Consider the following 18930-nt stretch of genomic DNA (forward strand, 5'->3'; position numbering starts at 1 on the left):
ACGGTTCTCGTTAAGCTGATGCTCTGACCGGACTTTAGCTCATCCAAATCTTCGCATGTTGTTGATTCGCAGGCGCCTATCGCGCGCCAGCCGGGTGGGGCTCTTTGTGGACCGCTTTTGCCGAGCCAAGCGTGGTTGCGGCCGGAACTGGGACCGCTTGCGGAGCCGCTGGTGGCAGCACTTGTGGGGTTGTCTGCGATGGTGCGGGCGAAATCGCCTGACTAGTTGATTGCGAAGGCGGCTGGTCGTGAGGTCTCTCGAGCGTGCATCCTTTGACTCCGATGGTTATTAGAGCACCGACAATCAGTGCGGCGGCCCACTTGATCACGGCCTGTTCGCGTTCAACCGTCGTGATGCGATCCTGTAGTTTCTTTTGATTCTCATCAATCTTGGCAGATAGGCTTGCGAACGAATCAAGCCCGCCAGCAATGTAACCCGTAACATCGGACGGAATGCTGTCAGGCCCTTGCTTCTCATCAAACTTTAGCGGCTGGTCTAAATCAGCGTACCAAATGAGGAAGCATTCCTCCCCTCGCGATAAGTGCACCTCATTAGGTCCAGCGTTGAATACCGCAAAAATTAGCCGCCCCCTAAAGTTAGGGTCAACGTGGAAGCCAGAAACATTAACTAAGCCGCGAAATTTGTACTTGGCCCGAATAGAGATGAAGGCTATGGCTTCCAGAGGAACATGGACCGTCTCCTCTGTCAGGAGAAAACCGAATTGACCAGCGGGAATGGTGAAGCCTTCGCCCATCGAGAGGCGGGTCTTCGGCTTGTTTCGCGGGTCGCTAGGCTCGCCTGTCGGCGACACATAAACCTCAGGACCGACGCATAAACGATACGCCGCGCAGTCAACTCGCGCAGGCGTGTAGCCTGAAATCAGGCTGCCAAGATTTTGTTTTAGTTTCTCCCCACCCCAAAACATTAAGCCTCCTCTCCAGCGCCATCTCGAAAGTAGCTGTCGAACATGGAGCGTGCCTCAACATCGCGAATACGTTCCTTGTAAGCAGCAATGAGGTCAATAGCCCTTGCCGCAGCCTCCACTAAGACGGCTTGCAGAAGCGCTAGGTTGCTGGCCTTCATACCCTCTCGAAAAGGGAGCGGCTCGAGGTGATCCAACGACTCACAGAGCTTCGCCAGCTGCCCGTTATGACGAACGAACTGCCGAACAATCCAGAATGGTTCGGTGTCATGCCTCGACTGCTCCAGCAATGCGTTGCCAAGCGATTGAACCGATGATTCCGCGCCAGCACTGGAAAGCTCCAGCCCAAGGTTTTGGTTCAATGCGTTCGCGGTTGCGATGTGGATGATAAATGCGTCAACCAATGCTTGACGGAAGCGTTGATCATCATCGCCCTCGACAGCGTCCCAGAAATAGCTTGCATACTTCGCATTATGCAAAGCCATGTGCTTAACGCGTTGGGCTGGGCTGAGGATCGTAATATCCTTGTGGTAGGACTCATCGTGCCTAAGCTGCATCCATTGAAGTGTAAGAATTTGATCGCGAGCACTCATATGTTTCTCACTTTTCAGGCACCGACCGCAGCCGATCCAGCATAAATTTCACGGCAACGGGCTAGCAGTTCCTTGATATCTTTCTTCGTCCAATGCCCATTGCACTCGCTTCCCGTCGCGGTATCTAGACGGGCGAAGGTTGAGTTGATAGTTAGCTCTCCTACCTCAAGCCCCGTTTCTCGCGCCACGAAGTACTGAAGTCTACCGAGGCCTACTAGATTTCCCAGCAGTCTTCGCATGTAGTAGTGAGAGCGGTAGGTCGCATTGAATCTTATCTTTCCCTCATGAACCTTAATGCTCAGGTGGCTCAAACATGGACCGCCGTATAGCCTTTTTCGGTCCACGGCGGGCTCGTAAATTGGGATAGCGCTCTCGAACGGATGCTGCCCTGGCCCGAGCTCAAATGAGGCCCGATACTGCCCGTGCTCTTTGATCTTAATGATGAGCTGTTCTAGAGGATTGTAGATCGTCCCATCAGCGTCCTTCTGCCGAAGAAATCGGTAAGCATAACAACCCCAATTGCCATCGTCTCGTGCTTTCTGGATCGCCAATATCTTCTCTGGGTACTCGCGGAACACGCCGTCGGCCCCACACCGCAAATATTCGTCGAGAGGAAAGATGGTCTCAGCAACAGTGTGGATGCCGAAAGCGCCATGTGAAACGAGGAAGCGATCAACCTCGAGATAAACCTCGCGATCGGCTACCGATAACACCGTAGGCTTGTCGACGTGCAGGATCACATCAAAATCTTCTCCGTGAGGTCGCTCGGCTAGATAGTCCGCCGCTGCAAACCATACAGAAGGGGTGGTCTCCGCGGGAATCAATTTCATACCCGATCTCCAGCTACACCAAGACAGCTGTTTCGTAAAGATGTTTGGTCACATAGTTGCGAGATAGCCAGGCATGTCCGTCTTGCCCCCAATTCGGTCCCCAGCTGTTTCGAACAAGGAGCATTAAATCAGACGCACTATTCCTTCCATAACCAACGGCGAGCACAGCATGTCCGCCTCGCTCAATATCGTTTGTAATGTCCGGCACCAGTCCAAGCGCGCCAGGCATTCTAAACGCATCCGTAATAACCAACCCCAGGACAACGGGGCTACCTTGATCGAGAAACGTGACGATGTCGGTAACGCTACACTGCGTTACCGACATCGCCGCGCGGTAAATCGCCCCATCGATCGGAGGCGGAGCCCACGGAGTAGGCTGATTCGCCGCATATGGCCAGCCGGCTTCACTTGGCTGTCCATCGAACCTTAGGGCAACGGCGGTTGCGGCCATCGATGTACCGGCGCTTGAATCGCGGCCCGGCGTATGACTTACCGCGTGGTAGAAAAGATACTCAACAGACAGATAGTCATTGCAGGCAATCTTGTGCTCGTGTGCAGACGAGGTTGCGAACGAGAGGCAAGCCATGCGTTGTCCTTGATGCCTAGCCGGTAATAACCGATGGCGAAGGTCGACTGACGGAATGATCAAATCCGCGCCCCCAACTTTCGGCGCTCAACACGCGACAATCCCCCCGCCTCCGCGCCCTCTAGCGCCAAAACGATTGAGAACCTCGCGTCATCCACTGAATCATCAATCCAGGGCTGCCGCTCTTTCATGGTCACCGAACCAACGCCACCTTGCGGCGGTCGGACTATAAATACCCTCCGAGACGCAGCGCCATACAGAATAGGGGCGCGAGAAAAAAGTGACTCGTCTGACAGCACTTCAAAGCCCGCATCCACTAAAGCTTGAATCTGCCACTGATGCCCGGTGGAAACGTGCTCTTTCAGTTCAATATGGAGCAGGTCGTCTGGATTACCGATCAACGGCAGGCCATTGTCCTTCTCAGTAAGACACCAAACGTCTGACCAAGGAGCTCCAGGGCGAGAACCGTTCCCTAGCCTAGACTTCACCGCCGAAAGTCGCGCTTTGCGAAGTTCTTCTACGTCCGAATACGGAAGTATTTGATGACCGACCAGGCCCCAACACGTCGCCTCGTAGCTCGCACCCATACGTAACGATAGTTGGTAGACAATGTCCGGGTCACGCAGGTGACTGCTGACGGTCCATCCCTGTGTTCTGATGTGGTGCTTATAGAGCCAACGCGGGAGCATAAATTCCGCAGCAAAGGCGTCCGCGGCAATCTCCTGAAGATCGCGATTGTCGCCACCTGAAAAGGGATCACGCTCTAGAATTTCTCTGTCGACGCTTCCTGCATGATCCAGCATCAAGTGGCCAAGTTCATGGGCTGCGGTAAAACGCTGGATATGCAAGCCTCTTCTCGTGGTTACCATGATCCCGCTCAAAGGCTTCGGCATGCAGAAGCCCAGCGCGGAGGTTAGAGGCTTAAATACAAGCGGAATGCCCAGTTCGCCAATAACATCGAAGACATCAACGAAGCCTCCGTGAACAATACTGCGATGCTTCAAATTCAAGTCGCGATGTAACTCCTTCGCCATGGCGACGGCACCGAGGCGAGCGTCACCCGCAGCTGACCTATTCACGGTCTACATTCCGCGCATTCCGGAGCTGCAAAAATTCAGCGAAACGAAGGAGCTCCGCGCGATCATCCGCCGAAAGCTCTGATGCCGCTCGCGCCAGGGCCTGGACGTTTTCCGGAAGCGGTGGAGTTTCCGCAGCTCCTGTCAGCGCTTCAATTGACTGGCCATAGACCTGCCCAAATCGTCCAAGCTCAACTGCGTCTACCTTGCGACGTCCATTTTCGACCATGGACAGAGCTGAGCGAGACAAACCAACTGCATCGGCTGCCTCCTCTTGATTCAATTCAAGGTATTCCCGAGCCTGACGCAATCGATCCCCGATCTCATGCCATCTTGTGAATTCTTCGCTCATTTCTAGATTCCTTACGCAGCCTGCAGCACTCCGGCTCGCCTGCGCTTCCTTGCCCTGGATTCACCGGTAAAGACTTTCTTTAGCTTCGGAACGATGTCCGCAATCATCTCATCGCAAGTCGTATATCCACCTGGCCTGATGATGTTTGGCGGCAGTTCGATTCCAAGAACTCGTTTGGTGACCACCGTGGCGTCAATTACCCTTTTTGAATCAATCGCAGGGCGCATACCCATAATTGAGCCGCCCATCCCAGCCGGTGCCCCCGCCTCGATAACACCGTCAATAGATTCAGCCTCTTCAGCAAACCAAGCTTCAAGTTCGGCAACCAGTTGGGCCGACTTCTCTTGAAAGCTCTTCTCCAGTTCTGCCTTTGTCGTGGCCACAGGAACTCCCTCCTGTTCGATTTTCTAACACTCTATCCATTGGTTGTTGGAAAAGTCAACAAGAAGGGCCGACCTAGGTAGACGGGATCATGAGGGTCTCTGCCTTTAGAAGGGGCCGGTTGGTTAAGCTTTCCAAGCTCGCCGCTCACTCGAAAAATTTTCCAGGGAAGCTATCGGCAGATGATCGTGGGTACTGGTGTCCATCTAGTTCCATTTTCTGTCGTCTCCGACGGAATCAGGAGGCTTGGACGGAGGTTCCTAGAGCGGCACTACACGGTGGCGGAACGAAAGATTGCAGCCATTGAAGGTGATCAGGTTCGCTTTTACTCCGGCCGCTTGGCCGCAAAAATTGCCTGCAGGAAAGCACTTGGTCCACTAACAGGGGGGCAACCTGTTTGGACAGAGTACGAAATCAACCGAGACCCCGTGGGGCGACCCCTACTCGTGCTATCCGGTGACGCACTGCGCGGGGCACGCAACCATTCGGGTAGAACAGGCGAGTACGTCGGCCACGTCTCGATCAGCCACGACGGCGACCATGCGATGGCATTCGTGATAATCGAGCATCTCTAAGCGGACCTAAGGCTGGGCGCGGGATGCTCAGAGCCTACCCTCACAGCAAATCTGCTCTCTGACGCCCCCCCAAAGCAGGATTTGCAAATCTGCCAAAGCTTGTTGGGGGTTGGGTTCACCATAGTTTGTATTTCCCTTACAAACTATGGCGTTCCGACCATCAACCCGCTGCACGGAGCGCTCCCCCAACAGCGACGATTTTCAAACGATCGTCACACTGGCCGATTTGCCCCCCTTCGACGGCCGTTCTCCCCTCCCTGCCGGGCGGCGGTTTCCGGGACAGTGGCTTGTCACGCAGCCAGCGCTCCTGGGGAGGAAAGCGACCATGCGCAAGATCTACCTGATTCTCGCCCTACCGTTGGCCCTGGCGGCCTGCAACCATGATGAACCCACCGCGCAGAGCAGCGGCGACGTCTCGTTCGAGGCCAAGTTGCAGCAGCAGTTGCTGGATGCCAAGCCTGGCAGCGTCATCGATATCCCGGCCGGTCACTACCACCTGCAGCGTGGCCTGAGCCTGCGCACCGACGGCGTCACCATCAAGGGCGCCGGCATGGACAAGACCGTGCTGTCGTTCAAGGGCCAGGTGGTTGGGCCCGAGGGCCTGCTGGTCAACGCCAACGACTTCACCATCGAGAATCTCGCCCTGGAAGACACCAAGGGTGACGCGCTCAAGATCAACCAGGGCAAGAACATCACCATCCGCGGCGTGCGCGTGGAATGGACTGGCGGTCCCAAGACCACCAACGGCGCCTACGGCCTGTATCCGGTGAAGACGCAGAACGTGCTGGTGGAAGACTCGGTGGTGATCGGCGCCTCCGACGCCGGCATCTACGTGGGCCAGTCCAACAACATCGTGGTTCGCCGCAATCGCGCCGAATTCAACGTGGCCGGCATCGAGATCGAAAACTCGGTGAACGCCGACGTGTATGAGAACACCGCCACCAACAACACCGGCGGCATCCTGGTGTTCAACATGCCCAACCTGTCGCAGGCCGGCCACAGCACGCGCATCTTCAAGAACAAGACGATAGGCAACAACACCGACAACTTCGCCGCCAAGGGCGCCGCGGTGGCCAGCGTGCCGCGCGGCTCGGGCGTGGTGGTGAACTCCAACGACAAGGTGGAGATTTTCGACAACGACATTGCCGACAACAAGACGGCGAACGTCATCATCTCCAGCTATTTCTCCACCAATTACTACAACACCAAGGGTGTGGCGGCCGATTACAACCCCTACCCGAAGGGCATCTTCATCTACGACAACCGCTTCAAGGGCGGCGGCGATTCGCCGGATGGACTGAAGCTCAAGACCTTGAAGACCGCGGTGTTCGGCCTCAGCGGCAAGTTCCCGGACATCCTGTGGGACGGCTATGTGGATCAGACGAAACTGGTGAACGGCTTGCCGCCCGACAGCGACCGCTTCTGCATCCAGAACGGCGACGTGGGCGTGATCAACGCCGATGGTCCGCACGATTACAAGAATCCCAGCACCGACACCAAGCCCTACCAGTGCACGCTGCCCAAGCTGCCGCCGGTCGTACTTGACCCGGAACCGAAAGCCTGAGGTTGCAGCAGATGATGAAGTGGTTCGTGCATGTCGGCCTGTTGCTGGCATTGGTGCTGTTGACTGCCTGCCACCGGGGTATGGACCCGGTGGCGTTCCAGGCGGATGGTCGCCCGCCCAAGTTGAGCGACTGGCATGTGGTGGAAGCGCGCGATGGCGCACTGGTGCTCAACCAGGGCGTCGTGCCGTACGACCTCAATACGCCGCTGTTCACCGATTACGCGCACAAGCTGCGCACGATCTGGATGCCCAAGGGGGTCTCGGCCAAGTACGACCCGACCGATACCTTCGATTTCCCGGTCGGCACCATCATCAGCAAGACCTTCTACTATCCGCGCGCCGCGGACGGGAAGCTCGGCGACGTCGCGCGCACGTACGACAGCTCGCACGATTTCTCCGGCGAAGGCCTGGACCTGGCCCGCGTCCATCTGATCGAGACGCGCATCCTGGTGCGTCGCGAATCAGGTTGGGCGGCCATTCCCTATGTTTGGAAAGACGACCAGAGCGACGCGCTGCTCGCGCGCACCGGCGCCGTGATTCCGTTGACCCTGGTGGCCGACAGCGATGCGCGCGAAGACTTCAACTACGTGGTGCCCGACGAAAGCCAGTGCGCCAGCTGCCACGCGCAGGACTGGGTGACGCGCAAGATCCATCCGATCGGCCCGAAGGCACGTCACCTCAATCGCGACTATCACTACGCGGCCAGCGACGAGAACCAGTTGGCGCACCTCGCCAGGGTCGGCTACCTCAGCGGCGCGCCGGCAGCGACAGAAACGCCGCGCAACGCGAACTGGATGGACGAGCGCGCATCGCTCGACGCACGGGCACGCGCTTATCTGGATATCAACTGCGGGCACTGCCACAACCCCAAAGGCGCGGCCAACACCACCGCCCTTACGCTGGATGTGAGCGCGCCCGAAGACCGCCATCTCGGCATCTGCAAGCCGCCGGTCGCGGCGGGACGTGGCACGGGCGATCATCTGTTCGACGTCGTGCCCGGCTCGCCCGATGAATCCATCCTGCCCTACCGGATGGATTCGGCCGACCCGGGCGTGATGATGCCGGAACTGGGCCGTAGCACAGTGCACCGCGAAGGCGTGGCATTGATCAAGGCATGGATTGCGGCGCAGTCGGGGGGCTGCGTCGCGATTCATTAAAACCAAGCAGTGCCGCGGCCTCCGGGCCGCGGTTTTTTCATATCGAGGGGAGAAACTGCTGATGAACATGCGTCCGCGTCCGTTGTCCGTGTGCCTGCATCGCCTGCTGCTGGGGAGCAGCCTGGTGCTAGGTGTATTGCCCACCGAAAGCTGGGCGAGCGACGACGTATCGCCCGCGCCGCAGGACAGCAGCAGCGCCCAACCCGCTGCCGGCACCAAGGCCGATCCGGAGAAAGCCAAGCTATTGGGTAACGTCACCGTGACCGCGCAGAGCCGCACGCAAGAAGTGCAATCGGTACCGATTTCGATGGAGATCGTCACCGCCAAGCAGATCGACACGCTGGCAGCAACCGATCTGAGCAAGATGGATATCTTCGTACCGGGCCTGGTGATCAGCGCCAGCCAGCCGACGCAGCCGACGTATGAGTTGCGCGGCATCTCCACCAGCAACTTCGGCATCGGCACGGAACCGTCGGTGGGCGTCTACGTCGACGGCGTCTACGCTGCCCGCTCGGGCGGCGCGCTGCTCGCGTTCAACGATATTGCGCGCGTCGAAGTGCTGAAGGGCCCGCAGGGCACGCTGTTCGGCCGCAATGCGGCGGCTGGCGCCATCTCCATCGTCACCAACGAACCCACCGACAAATTCGAGGGCGATGCGCGCGTGCGCGTCGGCAACGATGGCCGCAAATACGCCGATGCGCTGGTGAACATCCCGATCAACCAGGATATGGCGCTGCGCCTGAGCGTGCTCGACAACCAGAGCGACGGCTGGATCCGGGACGCGGCCACCGGCAAGCAGTACGGCGGCGACAACGATTGGGGCACGCGCGCGGTGTTCCGCTGGAACGTCACCGACAATACGCGCGTGCTGCTGTCGTGGGATCACGAGAAACTCAACCAGACACCCGAGCCTGCGATCGGCCTGATTCCGCTGTCCAACGACACCAATGAACGCGCGCCGTTCCCGGCCGATCCGGCCAACTATCTCAACCCCTTGCATGCGCCGCTCTACAACGACGCCATCGGTGGGCGCGAATCGCGGCGCTTCGACGGCGCCACCTTGCGGATCGATCATTCGTTCGGCTGGGGCGACTTCGTTTCCACCACCGCCTGGCGCGGTTTCGACACGTTCAACCTGGGCGACTACGACGGCACCAACCATGTCGTGACCTATCTGGACACGGCGAACATCGAGCACAACAACAGCTGGTATCAGGAGTTCAAGCTGTCGGGCAACAACGACCTGATGGATTGGGTGGGTGGCGTCAGCTACTACCAGGAGCAGGCGCGCCAGACCAGCGAGACCAACGTCAACACCAACAGCATCGACACGCTGGCCAACAATGTACTGGGCGTGGGCACGCCGCTCACCGATATCAGCAATATGCTTGCATCGTTCGGGCTGCCGTTCTCGCTGCTGGGCGACCCGTGGCACGAGGCGATCAGCAACGACGGCAACTTCAAGGCCTACGCCGCCTTTGGCGACGTGATCTGGCACGTGAGCGACAAGTTCGACGTGACCACGGGTCTGCGCTACACGCGCGATGAAAAGGAGTTCAGCTGGTACAACATGCCGCGCAGTGCACCCGCCTTCGACGCCACCATCGCCGGCCTGTATGGCCTGGGCATCCTCCCGCCCGGCACCCTGGACGCGTTCCAGCAGAACGTGATCTTCACCAGCGCCGTGGGCACGCCGGTCTACGCCAGCAACACCTGGAACAACTGGAGCCCCCGCGTGGTGGCCAGTTACAAGTTCACGCCGGACGTGATGGGCTATGTCTCCGTCACCCGCGGCTACAAGGCTGGCGGCTACAACAGCGTGCAGCCCGGCTCGACTTTCCAGCCGGAAAAAGTGACCAACTACGAGGGCGGCATCAAGAGCCTGTTCCCGGATCAGAACCTGCTGCTCAACGGCTCGGTCTACTACTACCGCTACGACAATATGCAGTCGCTGGCGCTCGATCCGAACAGCCCCGCGACCGGCCTGCCGATCTATGTGGTCAACAGCAGCAACCAGGAAGCGAAGGGCCTGGAACTGGAAGCGCAATGGCAGCCTATCGAAGGTTTCCGCATCAATTTCGCGGGCGCTTATATCGATTCGAAGTATCGCAGCGCCACCGCGCCCGACGGCGTGGATCTCAGCGGCCAGCCCACCGGCGCGCCGTACTTCTCCGGCGCGCTGTCACTGGCCTACACTTGGCGCAACGTGGCCAACGGCGACCTGGAGTTCGATCTGTCGCAGGGTTATCGTGGAGCAACGCGCTGCAATGACGACTCGCAGTATCAGGGCTCCTGCAACATCAGCCCGAACTTCAAGATCGGCAGCAGCGAGCAGCGCACGGATGCACGCATCGACTGGCACTCTCCGGGCGACCGTTGGGGCGTGGCGCTGTACGGCAACAATGTGTTCAACAAGCGATACGTGACCGGCGTGAACAATATCAGCACCTCCGTGTTCGGCACGCCGTTCGCCTCCATCACGCCGCCCCGCATGTGGGGCTTGGAATTGCGCGCGAAGTTCTGACCGTGAGCCGATGACCATGAAAGAACCCAGCTCGTCACTGCATTCCATCCTCCTGCGCATGCGTGAAGCGCAGTCGCGCGATCCGTTGCCGCCCTGGGACGTTCGCGCCACGCGATTGCGCACCCTGGAGAAGATGCTCGACGAGCAGCGCGGCGCGTTTGCCGAAGCGATCGATGCCGATTTCGGCCATCGCCCGGCGGAAGAGACCGAGTTGCTGGAGCTGTATCCCAGCCTCTCCAATCTGAAGCACTCGCTACGCCGTGGCCGCCGCTGGATGCGGCCACGCGGCAAGCTGGCCAATCTGGTGTTCCTGCCCGCGCGCACCACGCTGCTGCCGCAGCCGCGTGGCGTGGTCGGCATCATCGTGCCGTGGAACTATCCGCTGTTCCTGGCCGTGGGCCCGCTGATCGATGCACTCACCGCGGGCAACCGCGTGATGCTGAAGATGAGCGAATTCACTCCGCGCTTCTCGCAGTTGTTTGCCGATCAGGTGGCGCGCTATTTCTCCGCGGACGAAGTGTCCGTGGTCACCGGCGACGCCGAAGTGGCGCAGGCATTCTCGGCACTACCGTTCGACCATCTGCTGTTCACGGGCTCCACTGCCGTGGGCCATCACGTGATGCGCGCGGCGGCAGCCAACCTCACGCCGGTGACGCTGGAACTGGGCGGCAAATCGCCTGCCATCGTCGGTCCCGGTGCGCGGCTGGATCATGCCGTCGAACGCATCGTGTTCGGCAAGCTGGTCAATGCGGGGCAGACCTGTATTGCGCCGGACTATGTGCTGGTGCCGCGTGCGCAGATGGCTGCGTTCGTGAGCGCCGCGCGCGACATGGTCGGCAAGCTGTATCCCAATCTGCGCCTGCAGCAGCAGTACTCCTCGATCGTCTCCGATCGCCAGTACGAACGCCTGGGCAGGTTGCGCGACGAGGCCGTGGCCGCGGGCGCGACACTGGAGCCGATGAGCGACGCGCATGACATCCCTGCCAAGCGCCTGCTGGCGCCGGTGATGCTGACCAACGTCAACGACGGCATGGCAGTGATGCAGGACGAGATCTTCGGTCCCTTGCTTCCGGTCATGCCATACGACTCGCTGGACGAAGCGATCGGCTATGTCGCCAGCCATGCGCAACCGCTCGCGTTGTATCTGTTCGAGCAGAACAGCGCGACCATCGACGAGGTGCTGACGCGCACGCAGGCCGGCGGCGTCACCGTGAACGACACGCTGTACCACATCGCGCAGCATGGCCTGCCGTTCGGCGGCGTGGGCCCGTCGGGCATCGGCGGCTATCACGGCGAGGCAGGCTTCCGCACGTTTTCGCATATGAAGCCGATTTTCCGGCAGGCGCGCTTCAACGGCACCGGCATGCTCAATCCGCCGTACGGGGCGCAGTTCAAGCGGATGTTGAAGTTGTTGATGCGGGTGGGCTGAAGCGCGCGAAACCTCAATGGGCGAAAACCCCTTTGTGGGAGCGCACCCTGTGCGCGACGGCCACACCGTACGTTGGCGCTTCGATGTGGCCAGTCGCGCACAGGGTGCGCTCCCACAAGGTGGCGTTTTGTTTTCACCCGTGACGCCATAAAAAAACTCCCCGCTTTCGCGGGGAGTTTTTTTGCAACCGTTGCTCGCGATGAACCGCGATTAGAACTTGTACTGCGCCGACAGGCTCAGCAGGTTGCCGTAGTCGTCCGACTCGCCGGTGATCACGTCGCCGGTGGCGCTGGTGGCGTTCACGCGCGCGCTGTTGACGAAGATGTGCGCGTACGAAGCGTTCAGCACGAAGTGGTCGTTGACCTTGTAGCCGACGCCGAACGAGGCCAGCTGGCGGGTGCCATCGGGCACGCGCGGATCGCGGGTGGCGGTGACGGTCGGCGTGGTGTCGAGTGCGAGACCCGCACGCACGGTGAACTTGTCGTTGACGTAGTACTCGCCGCCCACGGACACGTACCAGCTGTTGCGCCAGTTGAACGGCTCGGTGGTGGTCGGCTGCGCCGGGTTGGCGTAGTACACGTTCAAGTTCTTGAACACGTCCCACTTGGTCCAGGCCACGTCGGCGCCCAGGCCGAACTTCTCTTCCTGGTGCCAGTAGCTGGCGGTCGCCACGGCGGGCGTGGTGAACGGCGCGGTGCCTTCGGTATGCGTGAACGGCACGCCACCCGCACCGGCCAGCAGCGCGGCGACGGTCGGGTTGCTCAGCAATGCCTGCACGTTGGACGGTACGGTGAAGTTGGCCGTGCCTTCGATGGTGTGCGAAATCTTGGAGCGGTAGTCCAGCGCGAACTTGTCGTTCGAGGTGATCCGCCACAGCATGCCGACCTGCCAGCCATAGGCCCAGTCGTCACCCTTGATGCGGGCGACGCCGTCCGAACCCGGCGGCACGATGGCGCCGACCTGCTGGGCCAGTGCTGCGCCGGTGGCCGGCGGAATCGCACCCGCCTGCACGGCCTGATTCACCAGGCCCAGGCCCACGGCGTTGTAGTTGATGGCGGAGGTCAGCTCGGCCGAGGTCTTCTGCGCGATGCCGCTCACGCCCAGGGCGAAGTTGTCGGTCACGTCGTAGGACAGCGACAGCGTGCCGTCGAGCGATTCGAACTTGGACTTGAGCGCGTTGTAGCGGCCGATCCAATTGTGGTCGTACTCGGTCTGGAAGCCGAACGGCACGGTGAAGCCCGCGCCCACGTGCCACTTGTCACCCAGCTGGGTGGCAAAGAAGAAAGCCGGGACCGGCATGGTGGTGCCGGCGTCGCCGCCGTTGCCGCCGCTGATCGGGCGACCCAGCGCGTCGTGCGCGGAACCACTGAAGGTGGTGCCGAAATTGATGGCGGTGACGTCAGCCTGGAAATAGGTGCCCTTCAGGTCGCTCATGGCGGCCGGGTTGTTGGCCACCACCGACACGTCGCCACCGGCAGTGGCGGAACCGGCATAGGCGCGACCCATCGCGGCGGCGCTGTCTTCATGCAGCTGGAACGCACTGGCATGGGCGCGCTGCGGTGCAGCAAGCGTCCCAAGGATCGCCAGGCTCAGCGCAGCGAGCGTGAGCGGACGACCCGCACGTGAAAATTGACGGTATGACATCTGCATCAGCAATGCTCCTGCTTATCGTTGATCTGGCATCGGGGTGGTAGCAGGGGCTTGACGTCCACGCTTGATTTTCATACGCGCGTTTGACACCCCTGGCCGGCACTGTGCCGACACAACGCAAGCTTTACAAGTGCGCTTGCAGCAAAATTCCCCGTGAATTACCCGCTCATCCGCTCTGTTCGTCGTCGATAGGCGAAGATAGGGGGTGTAACGCGTCTGGCACAGGGGACTACGCGGAAAATCGCGGTGGCGTGACAAGCGGTGCTAATCTCTCAGACCGCGCCCGCGGGTGCGCCCCTCCCATGATTGCCGACGGGTGCCGCCATGCACTGTTTTGTCTACGCCAGCCAGCGCAAGCCCGATACCTATCTGTGGGTGGGCCGCCGCGACGATTTCGAGAGGCTGCCCGAGTCGCTCGCCCTCATGCTTGGCGACCTGCGCTTTGTGCTCGAGGTGGAACTGTCCGGCGAGCGCAAGCTGCCGTATGAAGACGCCGCTCAGGTGATCAAGCATCTGGACGCGCAGGGTTGGCATCTGCAATTGCCGCCGAACGAGACGCTGGCCACCGCCAACCATCTTGTCTACAACAGCGCGCCGCTCGATCCTCACGACGATCGCGATCACTAAAGCGCACGCCGCCGTATCCGTTAACACCGGATTACCTTCTGGCCTCGTCACGATTCCTATACTCCGCGCATATGGCCTACTCAAAAACGCGTCGCCCGCCTCCGTTTCTGCAAGCCCTCGCCTGGTTCGTTCCAGGTCTGGTCGCCGCAGCGATAGCCGCCTTCGGGGCCCATCCACTCGCGCTGATTCCGCTGCTGGTCGCCAATGCGCTGACCATGGCGGCGGTATGCCATGCGATCGGCTTCGACCCGGAACCGCGTTTTGGCCGCACCGTGCTGCGCCGTGGCGCGGCTTACCTAGTGATGTTCACCGGCTATGTGGTGCTGGTGTTCCTGCTGGTGGCGTGGCCGATGCTCAAGCTCAACCAGTCGCCCAGCCTCGGCGCGGCCTTGCTGCTGGCCGGTGCGCTGGTGGTGGCGCTGGCGGCGCTGTGGCGGTTGTGGCCGGCGTTTGGCCTGGTCTATGTGTGGGACGACGCTTATCCCGCCCAGAGTGACGGCTCGTGGATCTTCACCGCCACGGCACGCAGCCTGGCGTTTGGTCGCCACTTGTCACGCGAAGAGCGCTTCTTTACCCATTTCCTGCCTTCGGCGATTGCGCTGCTGGCGCTGGCCTTCATCGCCATCGCGCTCACCGGTCTGTATGGCGTGCTGCCTTCCGAGCTGCGCACCGCGGCGCTGGTGATCTACGGCGTGGTTCTGATGCCGCTGGGCTGCCTGATCGTCGCCAACCGTACGCTGCGAGCCATGCTGTGCGAACGCCGTCGCCCTCGTCAGCCCGCCGCTGGCGTGATCGATGCGCCGGCGCCGACACCGCCGCCCAAGCCTGCGCCGACGCTCACCGAGCAGGAACGCACCGCCGGTACGCCTGAGCAGGCTTATGCCTTGCTGATGGCCACGCGCGAGGGCGACATCGAGCGCGCCCTGGCCCTGGTGGAAGCCGGCGCCGATCCGAACACGGCGCCTGCGCCGGGCGATCGCGACCAGCGCCCGGTGCTGATGCTCGCCGCCCTGCTGCCGGATATGCGCCTGTTGCGCGCGCTGATCGCCAAGGGCGCCGACGTCAATCGCGCCAGCGGCGGCCTGACGCCGCTGCTCGCCGCCACCCGCGACAGCTGGCATGGCCGTGCCGAAGCGGTGATGACGCTGCTGGCCAACGGCGGCAGCGCACTGGCCACCGACGCGGAAGGCAACACGCCGCTGCATGGCGCGGTGCTCAGCGGCGAGGCGATCGTTGCCGCGATGCTGCTCGACGCCGGCGCCGTCATCAATGCGCTCAACAAGGCCGGCCTCAGCCCGCTGGCCGTGGCCTGCCGCGCCGCCAACTGGCCGGTGGCCAAGTTCCTGCTGGAGCACGGCGCCAAGCCCACGCCCGCCGATGGCGAACCCGCCCTGGTGACGGCCGCTGGCGTGCCCGACGACGACGTCGAAGGCGTGAAGCTGCTGCTCAAGCATCGCGCCGCCATCAACGCCGTGGATGCGCGCCACCGCAGCGCCCTGATGGCTGCCTCGGCCGAAGGCCACGAACAGATTGCCCGTACGCTGCGTGCCGCCGGCGCCGATGTGAACCTGACGGATCGCCACGGCAGCACCGCCTTGATGGAAGCGGCACGCGCCGGCGCCGTAGGCATCGTCAAGCTGCTTGCCGAAGCGCAGCCCGACGCCCGCCTGCGTGACAGTCATGGTCGCGATGCGCTCACCCTGGCCTGCCAGTCGCCGCAGGCGCACGCCGATGTGGTGCGCGCCCTGCTCGCCCTGGGCGCCGAAGCCAAGACCGCCGGCAGCAATGGCCGCAGCGCGCTCGATTACGCCGCTGCCGCGGGCCGCTGGGATCTGGTCGCCCTGCTCGATCCGGAAACGCCGCTGCCCGCCAGCCTGAGCATGGATGCGTTGCCCGAAGGCGCGGACACGCCGGCGCACCTGCTGGACGCGCTGCGTTTCGGCCACTGGGCGGTGGTGTCCACCTTTACCCAGCGCGTGCGCGAGTGGCCGCAGTCGCAGCTCGCCCAGCTCTATCTGGATCTGGCCGGCGCCGGCCAGAGCGCCGCGCGCCGTTGGCTGCTCGATCATGCGCTCGATCCCGAAGCACGCTTGCAGCCCCAGTTGGTCGACGACGCTGAAACCGTGGAAAACATCGAATCGTCGCTGCCGCCGCTCGGACGCCGCCTGTTCGACGCCTTGCTGCCGCAACTGCCCGCCGCCACCGAGGCCATCGACGATCTGCTGAGTGCCGGCGCTACGCCCGCTGGCGCCGGCTTGCTCGCGCAGGCTTTGCTGCGCCTGGAAGACAGCGCGCAGGGCGCGGCCTTGCCGCTGGCCATGCTCGAGCGCGGCGCCGATCCCTTCGGTGCCGATGCACGCGAACGCACGCCGGTGCATCTTGCCGCCACGTACGGCCACGCGGCCTTGCTACAAGCCTTGCTGGCACGCGGCTGCGATCCGAATACACGCGATATCAGCGGCCGCACGCCGTTGTTCGCCGCGCTGGAACATGGCGAGCGCGCGTTGCCGCTGGTGCGTTCGCTGGTGGCGCATGGCGCCGATCCGGAAGCCATCGATGCCAATGGCGAAACGCCGCTGGGCCTGGCGCTGGAGCACGAGGCGATCGAGCGCTGGATGAATTGGGGCGACTGGACGCGCCCGCTGCGTCCCCTGCGCGCGGACGATCTGCCTGCCGCCGCCAAGGCCGGCGCGGTCACGGCGGTCGAGCGCCTGCTCGAACTGGGCTTTGCCGTCGACACCCGCGATCACCAGGGCGCCACCGCGTTGCTGCATGCCTGCGGCGCCGGCCAGCGCGACGTCGCCGCCCTGCTGCTCGACAAGGGTGCCGACACCACGCTCGCCGCCACCAACGGCATGACGCCGCTTGCCGCTGCCGTCAGCGCGCGACGCGAAGCACTGGTGGCCTTGCTGCTGCAGAACGGCGTGGCCGTCGACCAGCGCCTGCCGGGCGAAGCGACCGCACTGATGATTGCCGCCGCGATGGGTTATCCCGATCTTGCCGAGCAACTGCTCGACGGCGGCGCCGAGGTGAATGCCGTGGACGAGCGCGGTCACTCGCCGCTGCATGCGGCGGCACAGTACGGCTTCGATCACAACGACAGCCTGCGCGCGCGCCGCCTGTTCGACGCACTGCTCAAGCGCGGCGCCGACGTGAGCCTGGCCGACAAGGAAGGCAAGACGCCCTTGCTGCTGTTGCTTGGCGCGCATCTGCGTCCGGGCAGCGATTGCGATCCCACGCACATCGGCGCGCTGGTGCCGGTGCTGCTCGATGCCGGCGCCACGCTCGAACACGCCGATCAGCGTGGCGTCACCGCACTGCACTCCTGCGCCATGCATGCGCTGCTCGCGCCGGCACGCGTGCTGCTGGCGCGTGGCGCCGATCGCCAGGCGGCGGATGCCTTCGGCCGCACGCCGGCCGATGTGGCGCGTGCGATCGGCTATGTCGACATCGCTCACGAACTGGCGGCGCGCAGCGGCTCGGCCATTCCCAGCGTGCGGCAGATGTTGAGGCAGCCGGCCCAGCCGGCCGACTGAAGCGCCTCTTCGACCAGACGACGAGCCATCGTCTCGGGGCGTGGCGGCAACTGCCGCCACGCGCTCACGACTTCATCCAGTCCGATGCGATCCACGCTGGGCACATCCGGCAATCCGCCAATGGCGTGCACCGCGCTGCCCGTTGCGCTGCGCGGCGTCCACATGGAGGGCCAGCGGTTGCCGAACAGGACGACCAGCGGACAACCCACCGCGGCTGCCAGATGCGCAGGCCCTGTATCCACCGACACCATGCTGTGCGCGATATGCAGCAACGCGCGCAAATGACCGAGCGGCAGTCCTTCGCGCGGGACAATCACCTGCGCATGCTCTGCCGCGTCGCCAATCGTGGCGAGATAAGCCGCCTCGGCCGCCGAACCACACAACAGCACACACGCATCGGGCATGGCTTCGACGATGGCGCGACACAAGGCAGCCCATCGTTCCACCGGCCACGACTTGTCGTCGTCCTCGCGCTTGCGTATGCCATTCCAGCGCATCGTGCGCTTGTTCGCGGGTTGCAGCAGTACCAACGGACGTCCGTGCAGATTGCGCCGCGCCAGCCACAACTGCGCTTCACCGAGTTCTATGGCGGTTGGCTCCAGTCGTGGCGCGCAAGGTAGGGCATGCGACGAACACAGGGCATCGTGAAAGGCCGCTGGCGTTTCATCCGCAAACCGCATCAGCCAGTCGATCCAATGATCGCCCTGGATAAACGGCGTGTCTTCGATGAACACGCAATGCTCGGGCGCAATGCCGGCCAGCGCCAGCATCGGCCTTATCTTCGTGCGCGTACGTACATCCGGCTCGCAGATGTAGAACGGCGCCGCGCGCAGTTCGCGCAACGCGAACGCCGTGCGCAATCGCTGCGGATTGAGCCAGAGCGAACCATACTGGCTGTCGACCTTCCGCACTTCGGCGACGTCTTCATGGCCCTCGTACAACACGCGCGAGCATTCGCCCAGCGAAACGAGCCGGCATGCACTGCCATAACGGCGATGCAGCTTGTGCAGCAGTGGCTGCAAAAGAATGGTGTCGCCCAGTCGTCCGAATCGAATGACGACGGGATGAAGTGGCGCACGCTGGCCCATGCAATTCAGGTCGACGTCGGGCAGGCCCGATCCCTCAGGC

Annotated in this window: 15 protein-coding genes; 6 read left to right on the forward strand and 9 right to left on the reverse strand. The window is 62.2% G+C overall.

The window, feature by feature from the left end; all coding sequences use genetic code 11:
- Nucleotides 1-76: 76 nt before the first annotated feature.
- Genes AC1DMG_RS01340 through AC1DMG_RS01370 form a run of 7 tightly spaced genes read right to left on the reverse strand, consistent with a single transcriptional unit; the run spans nucleotide 77 to nucleotide 4742 of the window.
- Nucleotides 77-925 (reverse strand): dCTP deaminase domain-containing protein, encoded by an 849-nt coding sequence (locus tag AC1DMG_RS01340; RefSeq protein WP_477180121.1) that lies wholly within the window; start codon nucleotides 923-925, stop codon nucleotides 77-79.
- On the reverse strand, nucleotides 925-1515 hold the full coding sequence (locus AC1DMG_RS01345; RefSeq protein WP_477180122.1) for a hypothetical protein: 591 nt from the start codon (nucleotides 1513-1515) through the stop codon (nucleotides 925-927). The genes AC1DMG_RS01340 and AC1DMG_RS01345 overlap by 1 nt, the downstream gene beginning before the upstream one ends.
- A 14-nt stretch (nucleotides 1516-1529) precedes the next feature.
- On the reverse strand, nucleotides 1530-2345 hold the full coding sequence (locus AC1DMG_RS01350; RefSeq protein WP_477180123.1) for a hypothetical protein: 816 nt from the start codon (nucleotides 2343-2345) through the stop codon (nucleotides 1530-1532).
- 13 nt (nucleotides 2346-2358) lie between these two features.
- Complete coding sequence (locus tag AC1DMG_RS01355) at nucleotides 2359-2994, reverse strand: C1 family peptidase (RefSeq protein WP_477180124.1); 636 nt, start codon at nucleotides 2992-2994, stop codon at nucleotides 2359-2361.
- On the reverse strand, nucleotides 2991-3965 hold the full coding sequence (locus tag AC1DMG_RS01360; protein WP_477180125.1) for an ImmA/IrrE family metallo-endopeptidase: 975 nt from the start codon (nucleotides 3963-3965) through the stop codon (nucleotides 2991-2993). Before AC1DMG_RS01360 ends, AC1DMG_RS01355 begins: the two co-directional genes overlap by 4 nt.
- A gap of 37 nt (nucleotides 3966-4002) precedes the next feature.
- Nucleotides 4003-4359, reverse strand: coding sequence for a helix-turn-helix domain-containing protein (locus AC1DMG_RS01365; RefSeq protein WP_477180126.1), 357 nt, complete (start codon nucleotides 4357-4359; stop codon nucleotides 4003-4005).
- Between the two features lie 11 nt (nucleotides 4360-4370).
- A complete protein-coding gene (locus AC1DMG_RS01370) occupies nucleotides 4371-4742 on the reverse strand; it encodes a hypothetical protein (RefSeq protein ID WP_477180127.1) in 372 nt (123 codons plus the stop codon).
- 898 nt (nucleotides 4743-5640) lie between these two features.
- On the opposite strand from AC1DMG_RS01370, the gene AC1DMG_RS01375 reads away from it, so the two are divergent.
- From AC1DMG_RS01375 to AC1DMG_RS01390, 4 genes are all read left to right on the forward strand, one after another.
- The gene (locus AC1DMG_RS01375; protein ID WP_441602879.1) at nucleotides 5641-6879 is read left to right on the forward strand and encodes a parallel beta-helix domain-containing protein; all 1239 of its coding nucleotides are present in this window, start codon (nucleotides 5641-5643) and stop codon (nucleotides 6877-6879) included.
- An 11-nt stretch (nucleotides 6880-6890) separates the two neighbouring features.
- Entirely contained in the window at nucleotides 6891-8036 is a 1146-nt protein-coding gene (locus AC1DMG_RS01380) for an SO2930 family diheme c-type cytochrome (RefSeq protein WP_441602878.1), read from the forward strand.
- 61 nt (nucleotides 8037-8097) lie between these two features.
- Nucleotides 8098-10560 carry a TonB-dependent receptor gene (locus AC1DMG_RS01385; RefSeq protein ID WP_441602877.1) on the forward strand — a complete coding sequence of 821 codons (2463 nt, stop codon included), beginning with the start codon at nucleotides 8098-8100 and terminating at the stop codon, nucleotides 10558-10560.
- Between the two features lie 16 nt (nucleotides 10561-10576).
- Entirely contained in the window at nucleotides 10577-11989 is a 1413-nt protein-coding gene (locus AC1DMG_RS01390; RefSeq protein ID WP_441602876.1) for a coniferyl aldehyde dehydrogenase, read from the forward strand.
- 210 nt (nucleotides 11990-12199) lie between these two features.
- On the opposite strand, the gene AC1DMG_RS01395 is transcribed toward AC1DMG_RS01390, so the two are convergent.
- On the reverse strand, nucleotides 12200-13639 hold the full coding sequence (locus AC1DMG_RS01395; RefSeq protein ID WP_441602875.1) for an OmpP1/FadL family transporter: 1440 nt from the start codon (nucleotides 13637-13639) through the stop codon (nucleotides 12200-12202).
- A gap of 324 nt (nucleotides 13640-13963) precedes the next feature.
- Between AC1DMG_RS01395 and AC1DMG_RS01400 the strand changes: the two genes are divergently transcribed.
- Entirely contained in the window at nucleotides 13964-14266 is a 303-nt protein-coding gene (locus AC1DMG_RS01400; protein WP_441602874.1) for a YcgL domain-containing protein, read from the forward strand.
- Between the two features lie 71 nt (nucleotides 14267-14337).
- Nucleotides 14338-17802, forward strand: coding sequence for an ankyrin repeat domain-containing protein (locus AC1DMG_RS01405; protein ID WP_441602873.1), 3465 nt, complete (start codon nucleotides 14338-14340; stop codon nucleotides 17800-17802).
- Here the strand turns inward: AC1DMG_RS01405 and AC1DMG_RS01410 are convergent.
- Nucleotides 17721-18890, reverse strand: coding sequence for a glycosyltransferase family 9 protein (locus AC1DMG_RS01410; protein WP_441602872.1), 1170 nt, complete (start codon nucleotides 18888-18890; stop codon nucleotides 17721-17723). The two genes, AC1DMG_RS01405 and AC1DMG_RS01410, sit on opposite strands and share 82 nt — an antisense overlap.
- Nucleotides 18891-18930 lie beyond the last annotated feature (40 nt).

The organism is Dyella sp. 01N36 (assembly GCF_056399745.1).